The sequence below is a fragment of the Kitasatospora sp. NBC_00240 genome (assembly GCF_026342405.1).
Lineage (GTDB): Bacteria > Actinomycetota > Actinomycetes > Streptomycetales > Streptomycetaceae > Kitasatospora.
Genome location: NZ_JAPEMU010000001.1, coordinates 1825857 through 1842794 on the forward strand (window position 1 = coordinate 1825857; position 16938 = coordinate 1842794).

Here is a 16938-nt window from a genome sequence, read left to right on the forward strand (position 1 = left end):
CGGGTGCGGGTCAGCCCTGCGGGCCGGGCGAGGCGACGGGTACGGCGGCCAAGGTGGTGATCCTCCAGCCGGCGGCGGTGCGCTCCAGGCCCACCTCCAGGCGCTTGCGGTCGGTGGTGGGCGCACCTGACGTCGGGGTGACCCGCACCTCCACGGTCGCGAGCATCCTCGCCGTGCCGGCCCGCGGGTCGAGCGCGGTGAGGGCGGCGTCGGTGACCGTGCCGCGGGCGGAGGCACCGGACTGCTGGAGGGCGCCGCGGTCGCTCTCGGTGGCGCGCAGCATCTGGTCGTGCAGCGGGCCGGCGGTGACGTCGAGGCGTTCACGCAGCCACTCCTCGACGTGTTGCGTGTCCACGGTGTTGAGCTCGGTGATCTCCCGCCGGCCGGCGTCGAGCGCGGTGTCGCGAGCCCGCGCCAGGGCCAGTGTGTCGTCGGTGCGGGCCTGCGCGTAGTAGGAGGCGGACAGGGCGCAGAAGACCGCCGCGGCCATCACCGCGGCGAGGGCGCCGAGGCGTTTGAAGGTCATCCGGCACCGCCGCCCAGGCCGAGCAGGCCGCGCAGGTCGGTGGGGGCGGCCGGCACCGCCGGCAGTCCGAGCGGGCCGGGCAGCGCGGCCGCGGGTCCGGCCCCGGTGCCCGTACCGGTACCGGCCGCGCCGGCGACGGGAGTTCCGGCGACCGGCAGCAGGGCGCCCGGTACGGCCGGGTCCGGCACGCCTCCGGTCGGTGCGTTCGCTGAACCGCGCACGCCGATACCGGTACCGGGCGCCGAGGCGCAGCGGGCGGCGGTGTTGAACTCCGGCCCGGCGGAGGTGTCGAGGCCGTTGCGACGGGTCGTGCCCTGGTAGCCGTCGGTGCAGGGCAGCGGGCTGAAGAAGGTCAGTGCCATGCCGACCCGCAGGCCGTCCGCGTCGACCGCGCCGGCCCCGGCGGCGGCCACCGCCGGGAGCCGGACCAGGAGTTCCTCGATGCCGCGCTGGCGGGTGACCGCGATGTCGGAGGTGGTGAGGAGGTTGGCGAGCAGCACGCTGAGCCCCGGGTCCAGGTCGCTCAGCAGTGAGCTGACCTGGCCGGCGGCGGCCGGTCCGGCGGCGATCACCCGGCGCAGGTCGGTGTCGGAGGCGCTGAGCTGCTCGGCGAGCAGGCGGGCGTCGGCGGCGAAGGACTTGATGGCCTCGCCCTCCTCGGCCTGGGTGCCGAGGACCGTCCGCGCGTCGACCAGCAGGGTGGTGTTGCCGGGCAGCGCGGCGTCGGCGGCGGCGATGAAGCGCCCGCTGTTGTCCAGCAGGGCCCGGAGGTTGGCGTCCTGGCCGGCGAAGGCCTGGCCGAACTCGTCGACGACGGTGCGCAGCGACTGCAGGGGGACGGAGCCGGTGAGCCGGTCGACGCTGGTGAGCAGGTTGGTGACGGGCGCGGGCGTCCGGGTGTCCTGCTCGGCGATGGTGGAGCCGTCCGCGAGGTAGGGGCCGTCCGCCGTGGTGGGCCGCAGGTCGATGTACTGCTCGCCGACGGCGGAGAGGTTGGCGACCACGGCCTCCAGCCGGGTGGGGATGCGGGGCGCGGAGTTGTCGATCCGCAGTTCGGCCCGGACACCGTGGGCGGTGAGCGTGATCGGGCCGACCCGGCCGACCGAGACGCCCCGGTAGGTGACATCCGAATGTTCGAACAGGCCGCCGGTCTCGGGCAGTTCGACCTGGACGACGTAGTAGCCGCGTACTCCTACGTAGCGTCCGAGGTCGGCGTACCGGACGGCAATGATGCCGAGGACGAGCACGGCGACCAGCAAGAAGGCGAGGTTGCGCAGGCGGGTTCCGAGGGTGAGCATCAGCGCGTCCTCCCTGCCGGGCGGGTACCGGTGACGGAGGGGAGCGCTACGGGTGGGGTCCGGTGGGCCCGCGCCTCGGCGCCGGGGTCGGTCCCCGGATCGGTTCCGGGGTCGGGGGTGGGGTCCGTCCCCGGGTCGGTTCCGGGGTCGGGGGTGGGGTCGGGCGCGGGGTCGGGCGCGGGCGGGTACGCGTTGTCGTCGGCGTCGAGCGCCGGGATGATCCGGGTGCCGGGCGCGGCGGTCAGGTCGAGGTAGGCGTTGAGGTAGTCGCCCTTCACGCCGCGCAGGACCTCGTCGGTGAACGGGTAGGTGAGCAGCACCTGCAGCGAGTCGGGCAGCGACGTCCCGGCGTCGGCGAGGCGCTGCAGGACGGGCGCGAGCGCCTTGAGGTCCGCGACCAGGTCGTCCTTGCTCCTGTTGACGGTGTCGACGGCGGTCCCGGAGAGCGTGTCCAGCGAGCGGAGCATGGTGACCAGGGCGCCTCGTTGCTCCTCCAGGACCTTCAGTCCGGGGGCGAGGTCGGTCAGCACGCCGCCGATCCGGACGCTACGGGCGGCCAGCGTCGCGGAGAGGTGGTCGAGGCCGTCCAGCGCGTCGGTGATGTCCCTTTTGTGCGCGTCGAGTTGGGTGGCCATGGTGTCGACCTGGGTGAGCAGCGAGCGGACTTGCGACTCGTTGCCCGACAGTGCCTTGCCCAGCTCGACGGTGATGGTCCTGAGCTGGTCGACGCCGCCACCGTTGAGGAGCATGGAGAGCGCCCCGAAGACCTCCTCCGCCTCGGCGCTGCGGTTGGTGCGGTCGACGGGGATGACGGATCCGTCGACCAGCGGGCCCGCCGCGTCCCCGGTGGCGGCGGCCGCCTGGCCGGCCCCCGGCTTCGCGGGCGGCGGTGTCAGCTGGACGTACTTCTCGCCGAGCAGGCTGGACTGTTCCAGTTGCGCGTATGCGTCGGCGGGCAGCCGCACGGCGCCGTTGATCTTCATGGTGACGACGGCGGACCAGTCGTCCGGGGCGAGCGTGATCGCGGTGACCCGGCCGACGGCCACGTCGTTCACCTTCACGGCGGACTGCGGGACCAGACTGAGGGTGTCGGCGAAGTGGGCCTCGATCTCGTACGGGTGGGCACCGAGGTCGGCCCCGCCGGGCAGCGGGAGGTCCTGGGCGGCGGTCAGCGAGGGCGTGCAGCCGGCCAGCGCGATGGCGACGGCCAGCGTGGTGAGAGCCGCCTTGGCGGTGGTCCGGTTCATCGGCCCGCCCTCTCGCCGCCGGGGTCGGTGGCCGGGTCGGAGGGGGTGCCCGGGTCCGGGTCGGGCGGGGTCCCGGGGTCCGTCGGGTCGGTGGGCGTGCCCGGGTCCGGGTCCGGCGGGGTACCGGGGTCGGCGGTGGGGGTGGGCACCGGTGTGGGGGCGGTGTCCACCGGCGGGAGCGGGAGCGGGAGGCCGCCGGTACCGCCCGGCCGGGCGCCCGTGCTCAGCTCGTTGAGGTTGGCGCGGCCGTCGATCGTCCGCCGGGCCGGGTCGTAGGCGGCGAGCAGGTTGTCCGCCGCGAGCGGTGCGGTGTCCAGGAGTTCGGCGAGCGAGGCCCGCTGGTCGACCAGTGACCTGGTGATCGGCAGCAGTTGGTCGACGGTGGTCTTCAGCCGGGACCGGTTCTGCTGGATGAAGGTCTTCACCTGGCCGAGTGCGGTGGCGAGTTGGTCCAGCGCTGCGCCGAGCTCCTGCCGGTCGGCGGCCAGGAACCCGGTGACGGTGGAGAGTTGGTCGGCCGCCGCGCGGACCTTGCCGTCGTTGTCCTTCAGCATGGTGGTGAAGGACTGCAGGGCGGCCAGGGTGGCGAACAGGTCGTCGCTGTGGCCGGAGAGCGTCCGGGTGGCCCGGCCCAGCTGGTCGATGGTCTCGCCCATCGCCTTCCCGTTTCCCGCGAGGTTGCGCGCCCCCACGTCGAGCAGGTCCGAGAGGCTGCCGGTGGCGTTGGCGCCGTCCGGGCCGAGGGCGTCGCTGAGCCGGGTGATGCTCGCGTACAGCTGGTCGACCTCGACGGGCGTGGCGGTGCGTTCGGCGGGGATCACCGCCTGGTCGGCGAGTTGAGGCCCACCGGTGTACGCGGGGGTGAGCTGGACGTACCGGTCGGCGACGACGCTGGGGGCGACCACCACCGCACCCGCGTCGGCGGGCACCGCGATGCCGTCCCGCAGGCGCAGGGTGACCTTCACCCGGGTGCCCTGCGGCTCGACGGCCTCGACCGTGCCGACCTTCACCCCCAGGATGCGCAGGTCGGAGCCGGCGTAGACGCCGACGGCGTGGTCGAACCAGGCCGTGACCTGCCGGCCGTCGGGGCCGTCGGCGGCCAGAACTCCCGCTGCGGCGCCGCCGATCAGCACGGCGAGGGCGGCGCCCACGGCGATCGGGCGCCCGGCGCGTACGCGCATCTGTGACCACCTCATCAGTGACCGCCCTGGGGCTGGGGCGGCATGCATCCGGTCTCCGGCGGGGTGCCGGCCGGCAGGTAGTTCCGGGGGACGAGCCCGCACAGGTAGCTGTCGAACCAGCGGCCGCTCCCGACCGTGTTGCCCACCAGCCGGTAGTACGGCCCGGCCAGGGCGAGGGCCTGGTCCAGGCTCGCCTGGTTGGCGCGCAGCACGGTGGTGACCCGGTCGAGGGCGTCGAGGGTGGGTGCGAGCTGCCGGTCGTTGTCCTGGACCAGGCCGGTCAGCTGGGCGCCGAGGTCCTTCGTCCCGGCGAGCAACGCGTGGATGGCGTCCCGGCGTCGGCGCAGTTCGCCGAGGAGCAGGTTGCCGTCGGCGAGCAGGTTCTCGAAGCGGCCGTTCTGGTCGGCCAGGGTGGTGGTGAGCTGCCTGCTGCCGGCGAGCAGCCGGGCGAGCTGGGCGTCCCGGTCGGCGACCGTCCGGGACAGCGCGGAGAGCCCGTCGACGGCGCCGCGCACCGACTCCGGGGTGTTCCGGAACGTGTCGGCGATCGCCCGGAAGCTCTCCGAGAGCTTCTCGGTGTCCAGGGCGCCGACGGTCTGCCCGAGTCCGTCGAGCGCCTTGGTGACGTCGTACGGGGAGGTGGTGCGGCTGAGCGGGATCCGGGCGCCCGGGTCCTGTTCGGCGCCGCCGAGCGGGTCGACGGCCAGGTACTTCTCGCCGAGCAGGGTCTTGATGCCGATCGCGGCGGTGCTGGCGTCGCCGATCCAGGTGTCGCGGACGGTGAAGCTGACCTTGACCCGGTCGCCGTCCAGCGCGACCCCGGTGACCTTGCCGACCTTCACCCCGGCGACCCGGACCTCGTTGCCGCTGCGCAGTCCGGCGGCCTCCGAGAAGTCGGCGGCGTAGGCGGTACCGCCGCCGATCACCGGCAGCGCGTCGGCGTTGTAGGCGGCGCTGCCGGCCACGGCGAGCAGCAGCAGGCCGACCGCGCCGACGAGCACCGGGTTGCGCTCCCGGAGCGGCCTGAACAGCGGCTTGCGGCGCCGCCCCCGGCGCTTCGCGCCACGCGGGTCGGGCTCGACGGCGGGCTGCCCGGCGGCGTCCCGCCTTCCCTGATGGTCCGTCATGTCCCGCACCTCGCCTCGGTGCTCACGATGCCGGTGGGTGGCTTGCTGCCGTCCGAGGTGGTGACGCCGGTGACGGTGGCCTGGCACAGGTAGAGGTTGAACCAGGAGCCGTAGCTCGCGGCCCGGCCGATCACCCGCATCTTCTCGGGTGTCTGCCGCAGGAAGTTCTCCAGCTGCGGGGTGCCGTCCGCGAGGTTGGCGGAGAGCCGGCCGAGCTGGCCGACGGTGTCCTTGAGCGGGGCCCGGCCGTCCTGCAGCAAGCCGGCGGTGCTGGTGGTGAGCGCGGAGATCGCGGTGACGGCCTGCCCGATCGGCTCGCGGTCGCCGGCGAAGCCGGTCACCAGCTGTTGCAGGGTGGCGACCAGGTCGCGGAAGCCGCTCTCGCGGTCGTTCACGGTGCCGATCACGGTGTTGAGGTTGTCGACGACCTCGCCGATCACCTGGTCCTTGCCGGCCAGCGTGCCGGTCAGCGAGCCGACCGTGCGCAGCAGGTTGTCGACGGTCCCGCCCTCGCCCTGGAGCACCTGGACGAGTTCACCGGCCAACTGGTTGACGTCCTTGGGCGAGAGACCCTGGAAGAGCGGTTGGAAGCCGTTGAACAGCTGGGTCAGGTCGAGGGCCGGCGTGGTGCGTTCCAGCGGGATGGTGGCGCCGGCGGCGAGGCTGCGGTCCACCGGCCCGGCGCCCTGCTGGAGGTCGACGTACCGCTGCCCGACCAGGTTGAGGTACTTGACGGAGGCGGTGACCGAGACGGGCAGCGACCGGCCCCTGGCCACCGAGAAGTGCACCTCGGCGATCCGGTGGTCGACGACCCTGATCCGGTCGACCCGGCCGACCTTCACCCCGGCGATCCGGACGCTGTCGCCGGTGGTCAGGCCGGTGGTGTCGCTGAAGCGGGCCTGGTACCCGACGGTGTCGCCCACGCCGGTGTCGGCGATGCCGAGCGCCAGGACGGCGGTGGCGAAGGTGGTCACCAGGACGAAGACCGCCGACTTGGCGAGCGGGCCCGCGAGGCTGCGTCGTTTCACCGCAGAGTCACCTCCGCGCCGCGGAGCACCGGCCCGGCCAGCAGGCTGGTCCAGTCCGGGAGGTCCTGCGGTGTGCTGTTCATGCCGGGGGCCAGCAGCTCGGTGACAAGGGCGTTCTCCTGCGGGGAGTTGGGCAGGCCGGCGGCGGCGCCGACGGGCGGGGCCGTGATCGGCGTGGTGGCGGGGTCCTCCGGGGCAAGCGGGGTACCGGTGAAGGGCACGGCGTAGCAGGCCGGACCGCCGCCCGCCCGGTAGTCGGGGGTGTCCTGGCCGGGCAGGTACCTGCCGCGCGAGGGGACGGTGGTGACGGTGATGTGCAGACCGGGCTGGTCGGTGCCCTTGCCGAGCGCCTTGTCCATCGCGGGTACGAAGCCGGCGAGGGTGCTCAGGGTGCACGGGAAGGACGGCGCGTACCGGGCGAGCAGCCCGAGGGTGTCCCGGCTGTCGGTGCCGAGCCGGATCAGGTTCTCCTTGTTCTGCCGCAGGAAGCCGTCGAGGTCCTGGGCGGCGCCGGTGGTCGCGCCGTAGAGGGCGGCGAGGCCGGTGCGCTGCTGGGCGACGGTCTCGCTGGTGCGGGTGAAGTCGGTGAGGGCCTGGACGATGTCCGGGGCGGCCCGGTCGTACACCCGGCTGACCTCCACCAGGCGGCGGACGTCCTCGGTGAGGACGGGCAGCTCGGGGTTGAGCCGGCCCAGGTAGCTGTCCAGCTGGGTGAGGGTGGTGCCGAGCTGGGTGCCGCGGCCGTCCAGGGCGGTGGCCACGGCGTTGAGAGTGGCGGCGAGCTTCTCCGGCCGGACGGCGGTGAGCAACGGCAGCAGGTGGTCGAGGACCTGCTGCAGTTCCACGGCGCTGCCGGAGCGGTCGCGCGGGACGGTGCTGCCCGCCGCGAGGCTGCGCCCGGAGGGGTTGGCGGCGGGGACGAGGGCGACGAACCGCTCGCCGAACAGCGTGGTGGGCAGCAGTTGGGCGGACACCTCGCCGGGGATCTGCCGCAGCCGGGCCGGGTCGATGTCCAGGGTGAGCCGGGCGCCGTCGCCGTCGGTGCTGATCTCCCGGACCCGGCCCACCACCACGCCGCGCAGCTTCACGTCGGCGTTGACGTGCATCTCGTGGCCGACACTGCCGGCCTCGACGGTGACGGTGGCGCTGTCGGTGAACGTCCGGTCGTAGACGGCGACGGCCAGCCAGGCGAGCAGCACCGGCGTCATCAGGAAGGCCACTCCGGCGAGCCGGCGGCGGGCCCGCCCGGCCCGCCGGGCCCGGAGGGCCGGGGCCGGGGGTGCGGACCGGCCGGGAGCCGGCACGGGGGCGGTGGCGGGGGCCGGGGCGGTCATCCGGCCACCCGCACCGTCGTGGTCGCGCCCCAGACCGCGAGGCTGAGGAAGAAGTCGCTGACGCTGATGATGACGATCGCGTTGCGCACCGAGCGGCCCACCGCGATGCCCACCCCGGCCGGGCCGCCGGTGGCCCGGTAGCCGTAGTAGCAGTGCGCCAGGATCACGATCACGCTGAAGACCAGCACCTTGAAGGTGGAGAGCAGCACGTCCACCGGCGACAGGAAGAGGTTGAAGTAGTGGTCGTAGGTGCCCGCCGACTGCCCGTTGACCAGCACCGTCACCGCCCGGGACGCCAGGTACGAGCTGAGCAGGCCGACGCCGTACAGCGGGACGATCGCGGCGACCCCGGCGATGATCCTGGTGGTCACCAGGTAGGGCATGCTGCGCACGCCCATGCCCTCCAGGGCGTCGATCTCCTCGTTGATCCGCATCGCGCCGAGCTGCGCGGTGAAGCCGGCGCCGACGGTGGCGGACAGGGCGAGGCCGGCCACCAGCGGCGCGATCTCGCGGGTGTTGAAGTAGGCGGAGATGAATCCCGTGAAGGCGGTGGTGCCCAGTTCGTTCATCGCGGCGTAGCCCTGGAGCCCGACCACGGTGCCGGTGAACAGGGTCATGCCGATCATCACGCCGACCGTGCCGCCGATGACGCCGAGGCCGCCGCTGCCGAACGCCACCTCGGCGAGCAGGCGTTGCACCTCGATGCGGTAGCGGCGCAGGGTGCGCGGGATCCACAGCACGGCGGCGAGGTGGAAGAGCAGGTGGTCGCCGCTCTCGTCGAGGAAGCCGAACCGGCGGCGCGAGCGGCGGCGCGCCGGCGGGGGGTCGCCCGGCGGAGCGCCGCCCGGGGCGGGGTTCTTGTCGAGCAGGGCCACCGGTCAGGCTCCCTTCGGCGGGACGATCTGCAGGTAGATCGCCGTGAGCACCATGTTCAGGAAGAACAGCAGCAGGAAGGTCACCACGACGGACTGGTTGACGGCGTCCCCGACGCCCTTCGGTCCGCCCCGCGGGTTCAGGCCGCGGTAGGCCGCGACGACACCGGCCACGAACCCGAAGACCAGCGCCTTGAACTCACCGATGTACAGGTCCGGCAGCTGGGCGAGCGCCGAGAAGCTCGCCAGGTAGGCGCCCGGAGTGCCGTGCTGCAGAACGACGTTGAAGAAGTAGCCGCCGAGGACGCCGACCACCGACACCAGCCCGTTGAGCAGGACGGCGACCAGCATGGTGGCCAGCACCCTCGGTACCACCAGGCGTTGGACGGGCGAGACGCCCATCACCGCCATCGCGTCCAGCTCCTCGCGGATGGTGCGGGAGCCGAGGTCGGCGCAGATCGCCGCGCCGCCGGCGCCCGCGATGAGCAGGGCCACGATCAGCGGGCCGGCCTGCTGGACGACCGCCAGCACGCTGGCCCCGCCGGTGAACGACTGGGCGCCCAACTGCTGGGTGAGCGAGCCGACCTGGAGGGCGATCACGGCGCCGAACGGGATCGAGACCAGGGCGGCGGGCAGGATCGTCACACTGGCGACGAACCAGAACTGCTCGACCAACTCCCTTACCTGGAAGGGCCGGCGGAAGACCTCCCGGACGGTGGTGGCGGCGAGCGCGAAGAGCAGGCCACTCTGCCGCAGCGGCCCGGCCAGCCGGGCGGCGGCGGTCATGCCCGCTCCCCCGGGCCGGGCGCCGCGGCGGCGCCGAGCGCGGCCCGGGCCTGGGCCGGCAGCTCGTCCCACAGCTCCCGGACCCTGGCCTGCCGCCGCCCGACGGCCGACCTGGCGGGCAGCCCGGGGGACGGTTCCAGCTGCGCCGGGAGCGGCCCGGGCGGGCCGGACAGCTGCGCACCGTAACGGAGTTCGCCGGCCAGGGTCGCCTCGTCCTTCTCCTCCGACATTCCGATCGGGCCCTCCCGGCGGCCGGTCAGGAACTGCCGGACGACGGGCTCCTCGCTGGTCAGCAGCACCTCCCGCGGGCCGAAGGCGACCAGCCCGCGGCGGAACAGCATGCCCATGTTGTCCGGCACGGTGGCGGCGATGTCGAGGTTGTGGGTGACGATCAGCATCGTCGCGTCGGTCTGCGCATTGAGGTCGATGAGCAGCTGGGAGAGGTAGGAGGTGCGGACCGGGTCCAGACCGGAGTCCGGCTCGTCGCACAGGACGATCTGCGGGTCCAGTACCAACGCCCGTGCCAGTCCCGCACGTTTGCGCATCCCGCCGGAGATCTCCCCGGGCAGTTTGCGTTCGGCGCCGAGCAGGCCGACCATCTCCATCCGCTCCATCACGATCCGGCGGATCCGCGCCTCCTTGGTGCGGGTGTGCTCCCGCAGCGGGAAGGCGATGTTGTCGAAGAGCGACATCGAGCCGAACAGGGCGCCGTCCTGGAACATCAGGCCGAAGAGCTTGCGGACTTCGTAGATGTCACGTTCGGGGCTGTTCACCATGTCGACTCCGTTGACCAGCACCCGGCCCCGTTCGGGCTTCAGCAGGCCGATCACGGACTTCAGGAACACCGTCTTGCCGGTGCCGGACGGCCCGAGCAGCACACTGACCTCACCGGGCGGCAGTGTGAGCGAGACGTCCTGCCAGACGGTCTGGCGGCCGAACGACTTGGTCAGACCTTCGACGATCACTTCGATTCCCATGACACCTCCCGGGGGTGAGAGCGGCGGCTGGCGGCGGTGCGACGGTACGGACGAGAGAGGACGGCTGGCGGCGGGGCGGACGTGAGGGGACGGCGGTCAGCGGTGCGGCGGGGCGGGCATCTCGATCTCCGGCGTGCAGCCGTTCGGCTCGTCGCTGGTCGGGGTGCAGAGGGCGCCCTGGATGAAGTTCAGCGAGTTGCCGGCGCCCGAGACGGCCGCGGTGAACAGCGGGCTGAGGTCCTCGCCGCCGCTGCCGCAGCCGGTGAACGGCGGGATGACCAGGTGGGCGGAGGAGAGCGGGCCGCCGGTCTGCACGGTGTAGTCCGGCTTGCCGTCGTCGGTGCTGATCCCGCTGTCCTGCCGGCCCTGGAGGGTGAGGTCGACCGGCGCGGCCGTGCGGCAGTTCGGGCCGACGTCGAGCGGCGTGCCGTTCACCCTGACGTCGTAGAGGGTCAGGTTCTGGTACCCGGCGGCGGTGGTGATCACCGGTTGGTCCCAGTCGCTGTTCCCGATCACCGTGAGGGTCAGCGGGGTGAGCGGGGTGAGCTTCATCCTCGCCGTGGTCGGCATGAAGCCGTAGGTGAGGAAGGTGGCTTCGGCCGGCGGGAGTTCGAGCTCGCCGATGCCGTCCACCTCGACGTAGCCGGGGCTGCCGTCGTCCGTCCAGAGCATCACGATCCGCTTGTGCATGTCGACCCGGATCATCGCCGGGTCGCGGGTCGGGTCGTTGATCAGCGCCGCCCCGCCGAGCTTGCCTACATTGGCGTAGCCGACGGCGAACGCGCAGGCGGGCACCGGTTCGAAGGGGTCGGAGCCGGGCATCGGGAGCACGATCGCGCCCTCGGGCACCTTCGGCAGGCGGCGCGGGTCGAGATCACCCTGCGGGGCCGCCGGGCAGGCGCTCACCCCGGAGTGGACCGGGCCGCCGACCGTGATGGTGCCGCCCTGGGCGGATGCCTCCGCGCGGGGCGCCACCAGGGCGGAGGCGCCCGCCGAGGCGGACGCGGTGCCCGAGGGTGTGGGCGCGCCGGTCGGTGACGGGGCTCCGTCGGCCGGCCCGGTGGCGCTGGGCGAGGCGGGACCGCCGGCCGGGGCCGAGCCGGCCGGCCCGGGCGATCCGGTCGCGGAAGGGCTCGGCTGCACGGCCGCCGACACCGGCACGCTGCCCAACTCCGCTCGCTGGCCGGGCTTCTGTACGCAGTGCAGGGAGACCGGGGCCGGCTCGCCGGGGGTGGGCCCGGAAGCGGGGGCGGGCCCCAAGGCGGAGGCGGCCCCGGTGGCCGGGGCGGCGGGGGCGGCCGGGGCGGCGAGGGCGGCGGGGGCGGCGAGGGCCGTAGGGGAGGCGTGGGCCGCAGGGGAAGCGGCGGCTGCCGCCAAGGTGAGGTCGAGGTCGCCGGCCGTGAAGGTGACGTCCCCCGGTGCCGACACCGTGACGGGCGCGACCGCCCCGGTGAAGGCCAGGAGCAGCCCACCGTCGCCGGCGAGCGGGGCCGCCGCGGCAGCGAGCCCCGCCCAGTCCGCGTCGACCGCCGAACTCCCCTGCCGTACATGGGCGGTGATCCGGCCCACCCCGCCGACCGCCGCCGTCCCGGCCGGCAGCAGGGCCGCCACCGCGGCCCGGTCCAGAGCGACCTCGGCGGTCAGCGCCCCCGGCTGGAGCGGCTTGCCGACCGCACCGGCGGCAGGGTACGCCTGCCCGAGGAGGACCCGGGCCTCCACCGGGCCCCGGGCGGACCCGCAGGTGTACCCGAGGTCCAGCCGGCCCGGCTGCCCGTCGGCCGACGAGGCCGCGGCCGGCAGCAGGCCGGCCAGCAGCACGGTGGTGGTGATCGCCGCCGGCCGCCAGGCTCGGCGTCGGACCACTGCTTCGCCCATCGCGGTACTCCTCGGACTGGTCGGTGGAGCCGGTTCGGCGCACGGCGGCAGGAACTTCTCGGACGAACTGGAGCGACAGCGGCGACAGCGGCGACAGGGGGAACGGGAACGGGAACAGGAACAGGAACAGGCGGAACGGGAACAACCGGAATTGCGGCGTACTGCGGCGCGGACGAGCCGCCGTACAGGCGTGGCACGGTACAACCGCGTACGGAACGGGGCACACGGCAAAGGGAACGCGGCTGAACGGGGAACGCGGCCGAGCGGGCAACAGGAATCACATGAACTGCAGCGGCCGCACACGTCGCACGGCCACGGAATCCGACCTTGGACTTCCTGGGCGAACTGGACACTACGGCCCGGTAACAAGCAGCGACAAGTGATCGAACCTGGGAAGATTGCACAACTTCGCCGCAGCCGGATTTCTTGTCACCGATTGACAAAGCGCCGGCGGAGGATTGTCCTCCGATGAGCATTCACGGCCCCCGGCGGCCGGAGGGCCGCCGGGGCCGCGCGGGACGGCCCGGGCCCGGCAGGACGGCGGGCCCGGACCCCCGGGTCAGGGCGAGGTGATGGTCTGCGAGGCGGCCAGCACGTACGCCGCGTTGTAGGTGGCCGCGTCGCCGTTGTTGATCAGCCCCAGGCAGGTGCCCGAGACGTTGTAGGCGTGCAGGTCGCCGCCGCTGAGCGTGAGGGTGTGCACGGAGTTGCTGTAGGAGCCGGTGAGGGTGGCCGAGCTGGTGCTGGTCGGGCCGTAGAAGTCGGCGGTGCAGCCGGCCCCGCTGATGTGCGCCTTGACGCCGGTGAGGGTGCCGGTGGTGACGCCCGTGCCGCTGTTGTAGGAGACCGCGTTGAGGCTCCAGGGCAGGCCCTGCGGGGTGACGGTGAAGGTGATGCCGAGCGGGCCGGAGCAGCTGACCCAGCCGACCGAGGTGATGGAGGAGATTCCGGTGCCGGACAGGCCGGTGCCGCTCTGCAGGGTGCCGGCCGCGCTGGACGAGGTGCAGGTCAGCTTGGTGCCGGTCTTGGTGTCGGTGAGCTTCGGGGAGGTCGCCTTGGCCGTCCAGGCGCCGCCGGGGGTGACGGTCCAGGTGGGTGCGGCGTAGGCGGGGGCGGCGGCGAGGCCCGCGGCTGCGGCGAATGCCGCGGCGACTACCATGCCGCTTGCGGTGAACTTGCGCACGGTTGATCCTTTCGGGGAGGGGTGGAATACCCGATAAACCGGGCCCAGGGTGCCTGGAGTTCGGAATTCGGCTGCTCCCGATTCCACTCGGCCGCCCTGTTGAACGGGGACGTTACGCATGGGTAACCGGGCCGTGCAACATGCCTGTCACAGATTCCTCCGGCGAACTTACCGGCGGGTATTCCCTTGTCACGAAAGCAGCAAAGAAGGCCGCCCGGTTATAACGAAGCGAGCGACCCGGACGGGAATCCGAAAACCGGCCGGTCGGCCGAATAAGGCACCCCTGGAGGCCGCCGGCGGCCCGCGGCCGTCCGGAAGTGAGGTTTCTGTGTCCGGGGTGCTGCGCTCCGTGTGCGCCGTGGTCTATGTTGCACGCAGCCGCGATGAGTTGTACGCGACCCGCTACCGCCCGGCCGGCCCGCTCCCCACCAGCGCGCCGGGGCCGGGTAATTGACCGAACCTCCGCTCCCCCGCAGCCGCCACGGGCCCGCCGGCGGGCCCGCGACGGCCACGAGGGGACGGAGAGCTCAGGGGGTAAACAGGTATGGCCGTAGCCAGGCAGCTGACGGAGCGCGGCGAGCCGATGGGACCGATGCCGCGCGAGTTGGCCATGATCATGCGCCCCGAACTCCCAGGCCTGCTCAAGGAGATGGCGAGCGAGATCGTGGCGGCGATCCCGGAGTACAAGCCGCTGATGGAGGGCCCGAACGCGCGGGTGATCCGGCTCGGCATCGAGCAGAACATCGCGGCCTTCGTCGACCAGATCGCCGTCCCCACCGCCACCACGGTGCTGCGGGACGACATCTGCCGCCGCTTCGGCCGTTTCGAGGCCTACGAGGGCCGCAGCCTGGACATGCTGCAGGAGGCCTACCGGATCGGCTGCCAGACCGCGCTGCGCCGGGCCAGGACGCTGGGCAAGCGCTACAACCTCTCCGCCACCGTGATGCTGTCCTTCGCCGACGCGCTCTTCGCCTACATGGGCGACCTCGCCGCGCTCTCCCGCGAGGGCTACCTGCAGGCCATGGCCGAACTCGGCGAGGAGCCGGACAACCGGCGCCGGCAGCTGCTGCGACGAATCCTCACCGGCTCCTCGGTGGCCCGCAACGCCCTGGTCGAGCTGGCCGAGCACGCGGCCTGGCCGTTACCCGCGGAGGTCACCATGGTCGCGGTGGACGCCGGCACGCCGCCGCCGACCGGCCTGCTCGACAAGGACGTCCTGCTCGACCTGGCCGTCCCCGAACCGCACCTGCTGGTCCCCGGGCCACTCACCCCGCAGCGGCGGGCAGCGCTCGACCGGGCACTGGAGGGCTGCCGGGCGGCCTACGGGCTCACCACCCCGCTGGCCGAGGCCGCGGACTCGCTGCGCTGGGCCCGGCACGCCCTCGCCCTGGCCTCGGCCGGCATCGTCGACGGCGGACCGGTGGTGTCCTGCGAGGACCACCTGCTCCCGCTCTGGCTGCTCCGGGACCCGGCCCTGGTCGCCCAGTTGGCGAAGAAGTACCTCGGCCCGCTGGCCGCGCTCACCCCGGCCCAGCGCAGCCGGCTGGTCGACACCCTGCTGACCTGGCTCACCACCCGGGGCACGGCCGCCGAGATGGCCCGGCTGCTGGGTGTCCACCCGCAGACGGTCCGCTACCGGATGCGGATCCTCGACCGCGCCTTCGGTCAGCAACTCGCCGACCCCGACGACCGGTTCGCGACCGAGGTGGCACTGCGGGCGCTGGCCGTCCAGCGCCGCGGGCAGTCCGACGGCTGAGGCCGGACGGCCTGATGCGTCGCGGTTCCGCGGCCCCCGGGCAACCGGGTACACCGCGTGGACCGCTCGGCCCGGGACGGACCGTCGGCGCAACATCTCGGACGGAACCGGCCGGTGCCGGCGGGGCCCGTACATCCTGGCCCGCCGGCACCTGCCGTCCGGCGTACGGTCCGCCGTGCGGTCAGGCGGTCCCCCCGTGCGGTCAGGCGGTGCGCCGAAGCAGCGCCAGGTACATCGCGTCGGTGCCGTGCAGGTGCGGCCAGAGCTGGACGTCCGGCCCGTCACCGAGCGCCGGGACGCCCGGAAGCAGCGGCCGGGCGTCGATCCACTCCAGCCGGCCGCCCTCCTCCCGCAGCACGTCGTCGACCACGGCCCGGGTCTCGGCGAGGTGCGGCGAGCAGGTGGCGTAGCCGACCACGCCGCCGATCCGGGTGGCGGCGACGGCGCCGCGCAGCAGGTCCCGCTGGAGCGGCCCGAAGGCGGCGATGTCCTCGGGCCGGCGGCGCCAGCGGGCCTCCGGACGGCGGCGCAGCGCGCCCAGACCGGAGCAGGGGACGTCGACCAGGACGCGGTCGAAGGTGCCCGGCCGCCAGGCGGGCCGGGTGCCGTCGGCGGCGATCACGGTGTACGGGCCGGGGTTGCCCTCCAGCGCGCGGGCCACCAGCCGGGCCCGGTGCGGCTGCTTCTCGCTGGCGACCAGGGCGGCGCCGCGCTGCGCGGCGAGGGCCGCGAGCAGTGCGGCCTTGCCGCCGGGCCCCGCGCAGCCGTCCAGCCAGAGGCGGTCGTCGCCGTCCAGCGGCGCGGCGGCCAGGGCGAGCGCGACCAGCTGGCTGCCCTCGTCCTGGACGCCGACGCGGTTCTCCTTCACCGGCTCCAGGGTGCCCGGGTCGCCGCCCTCGGCCAGCCGCACCGCGTAGGGCGACCAGCGGCCGGGGGTGGACTCGGGCAGCGCCTCGGACAGTTCCGCCGCGGTGGCCCGCCCGGGCCGGGCGACCAGGGTGACCTCGGGCCGCTCGTTGTCGGCGCGCAGCAGCTCCTCCAGTGCGGTGCGCCCGGAGGCGTCCGGCTGCCAGCGGCCGAGCGAGTCCCAGAGCGCGGAGACGACCCAGCGCGGGTGCGAGTGGACGACGGCGAGGTGGTCCTCGGCGTCCTTCTCGTACGGCGGGGCGACCTGGGCGATCCAGGCGTCGAGGTCCTGGGCGCTGATCCGGCGCAGGACGGCGTTGACGAACTTGGCCTTGCCGTCGCCGAGCACGGCGCGGGCCAGCTCGACGGTCGCGGAGACCGCGGCGTGGCTGGGGATGCGGGTGGTGAGCAGCTGGTGCGCGCCGAGCGAGAGGACGTCCAGGACGGGCGGGTCCACCTCGCGCAGGGGCCGGTCGATGCAGGCGGCGATGACGGCGTCGTAGGTGCCCTGGAGCCGCAGGGTGCCGTAGACGAGCTCGGTGGCGAGGGCGGCGTCCCGGCGGTCCAGGTTCTGCTTCTGCTCGGCCTCGCGGAGCAGCGAGGGCAGGATCAGGTTGGCGTACGCGTCGCGCTCGTCGACGGCCCGCAGGGCGCGGAAGGCGACCATCCGCGCCGGGTCCTTCTTGGGGCGGCGGTGCGGGCGAGGGGGGCGCTTGGCGCCGGGGGTGCTGCCGGGGGTGCTCATCTGGTGCCTCAATGTGCTGCGGGGTTTACGGATGGTCCGGTCCGGCGGGACTGCCCGGATCGGGGTGCCCTGGACTCGGCGGTGCGGGAGCCGGGTC

14 protein-coding genes are annotated in these 16938 nt (G+C 73.7%); 1 reads left to right on the forward strand and 13 read right to left on the reverse strand.

What is annotated here, in order from left to right; genetic code table 11:
- Nucleotides 1–10: 10 nt before the first annotated feature.
- From OG689_RS07585 to OG689_RS07640, 12 genes are all read right to left on the reverse strand, one after another.
- Nucleotides 11–526: a hypothetical protein gene (locus OG689_RS07585; protein WP_266318836.1), complete on the reverse strand. Its 516-nt coding sequence runs from the start codon at nucleotides 524–526 to the stop codon at nucleotides 11–13.
- Nucleotides 523–1824 carry an MlaD family protein gene (locus OG689_RS07590; RefSeq protein ID WP_266318838.1) on the reverse strand — a complete coding sequence of 434 codons (1302 nt, stop codon included), beginning with the start codon at nucleotides 1822–1824 and terminating at the stop codon, nucleotides 523–525. The genes OG689_RS07585 and OG689_RS07590 overlap by 4 nt, the downstream gene beginning before the upstream one ends.
- Complete coding sequence (locus tag OG689_RS07595) at nucleotides 1824–3071, reverse strand: MCE family protein (protein ID WP_266318839.1); 1248 nt, start codon at nucleotides 3069–3071, stop codon at nucleotides 1824–1826. The genes OG689_RS07590 and OG689_RS07595 overlap by 1 nt, the downstream gene beginning before the upstream one ends.
- The gene (locus tag OG689_RS07600; RefSeq protein WP_266318840.1) at nucleotides 3068–4252 is read right to left on the reverse strand and encodes an MCE family protein; all 1185 of its coding nucleotides are present in this window, start codon (nucleotides 4250–4252) and stop codon (nucleotides 3068–3070) included. The genes OG689_RS07595 and OG689_RS07600 overlap by 4 nt, the downstream gene beginning before the upstream one ends.
- Before the next feature lie 14 nt (nucleotides 4253–4266).
- A complete protein-coding gene (locus OG689_RS07605) occupies nucleotides 4267–5283 on the reverse strand; it encodes an MCE family protein (protein ID WP_266326941.1) in 1017 nt (338 codons plus the stop codon).
- Nucleotides 5284–5375: 92 nt separating this feature from the next.
- On the reverse strand, nucleotides 5376–6407 hold the full coding sequence (locus OG689_RS07610; protein ID WP_266318841.1) for an MCE family protein: 1032 nt from the start codon (nucleotides 6405–6407) through the stop codon (nucleotides 5376–5378).
- Entirely contained in the window at nucleotides 6404–7615 is a 1212-nt protein-coding gene (locus OG689_RS07615) for an MCE family protein (protein ID WP_266326943.1), read from the reverse strand. Before OG689_RS07615 ends, OG689_RS07610 begins: the two co-directional genes overlap by 4 nt.
- A gap of 122 nt (nucleotides 7616–7737) precedes the next feature.
- Nucleotides 7738–8502, reverse strand: a complete 765-nt coding sequence (locus OG689_RS07620) for an ABC transporter permease (protein WP_266326945.1) — start codon at nucleotides 8500–8502, stop codon at nucleotides 7738–7740.
- Between the two features lie 117 nt (nucleotides 8503–8619).
- Entirely contained in the window at nucleotides 8620–9399 is a 780-nt protein-coding gene (locus OG689_RS07625; RefSeq protein ID WP_266318842.1) for an ABC transporter permease, read from the reverse strand.
- Complete coding sequence (locus OG689_RS07630) at nucleotides 9396–10376, reverse strand: ATP-binding cassette domain-containing protein (protein ID WP_266318844.1); 981 nt, start codon at nucleotides 10374–10376, stop codon at nucleotides 9396–9398. The genes OG689_RS07625 and OG689_RS07630 overlap by 4 nt, the downstream gene beginning before the upstream one ends.
- Nucleotides 10377–10472: 96 nt before the next feature.
- A complete protein-coding gene (locus OG689_RS07635) occupies nucleotides 10473–12251 on the reverse strand; it encodes a hypothetical protein (protein WP_266318845.1) in 1779 nt (592 codons plus the stop codon).
- Between the two features lie 559 nt (nucleotides 12252–12810).
- On the reverse strand, nucleotides 12811–13434 hold the full coding sequence (locus tag OG689_RS07640; protein WP_266318847.1) for a hypothetical protein: 624 nt from the start codon (nucleotides 13432–13434) through the stop codon (nucleotides 12811–12813).
- Between the two features lie 544 nt (nucleotides 13435–13978).
- Between OG689_RS07640 and OG689_RS07645 the strand changes: the two genes are divergently transcribed.
- Nucleotides 13979–15190, forward strand: a complete 1212-nt coding sequence (locus OG689_RS07645; protein WP_266318849.1) for a PucR family transcriptional regulator — start codon at nucleotides 13979–13981, stop codon at nucleotides 15188–15190.
- A gap of 202 nt (nucleotides 15191–15392) precedes the next feature.
- Here OG689_RS07645 and OG689_RS07650 read toward each other — a convergent pair whose 3' ends face one another.
- Nucleotides 15393–16841, reverse strand: coding sequence for a transcription antitermination factor NusB (locus tag OG689_RS07650; protein ID WP_266318851.1), 1449 nt, complete (start codon nucleotides 16839–16841; stop codon nucleotides 15393–15395).
- Nucleotides 16842–16938: the final 97 nt, after the last annotated feature.

Bases quoted from the DNA above. Each gene is read 5' to 3' on its own strand.
- OG689_RS07595 (WP_266318839.1), bottom strand. From the start codon at position 3,071: ATGAACCGGACCACCGCCAAGGCGGCTCTCACCACGCTGGCCGTCGCC.
- OG689_RS07585 (WP_266318836.1), bottom strand. From the start codon at position 526: ATGACCTTCAAACGCCTCGGCGCCCTCGCCGCGGTGATGGCCGCGGCG.
- OG689_RS07635 (WP_266318845.1), bottom strand. From the start codon at position 12,251: ATGGGCGAAGCAGTGGTCCGACGCCGAGCCTGGCGGCCGGCGGCGATC.
- OG689_RS07625 (WP_266318842.1), bottom strand. From the start codon at position 9,399: ATGACCGCCGCCGCCCGGCTGGCCGGGCCGCTGCGGCAGAGTGGCCTG.
- OG689_RS07590 (WP_266318838.1), bottom strand. From the start codon at position 1,824: ATGCTCACCCTCGGAACCCGCCTGCGCAACCTCGCCTTCTTGCTGGTC.
- OG689_RS07615 (WP_266326943.1), bottom strand. From the start codon at position 7,615: ATGACGCCGGTGCTGCTCGCCTGGCTGGCCGTCGCCGTCTACGACCGG.
- OG689_RS07645 (WP_266318849.1), top strand. From the start codon at position 13,979: ATGGCCGTAGCCAGGCAGCTGACGGAGCGCGGCGAGCCGATGGGACCG.
- OG689_RS07600 (WP_266318840.1), bottom strand. From the start codon at position 4,252: ATGCGCGTACGCGCCGGGCGCCCGATCGCCGTGGGCGCCGCCCTCGCC.
- OG689_RS07650 (WP_266318851.1), bottom strand. From the start codon at position 16,841: ATGAGCACCCCCGGCAGCACCCCCGGCGCCAAGCGCCCCCCTCGCCCG.
- OG689_RS07630 (WP_266318844.1), bottom strand. From the start codon at position 10,376: ATGGGAATCGAAGTGATCGTCGAAGGTCTGACCAAGTCGTTCGGCCGC.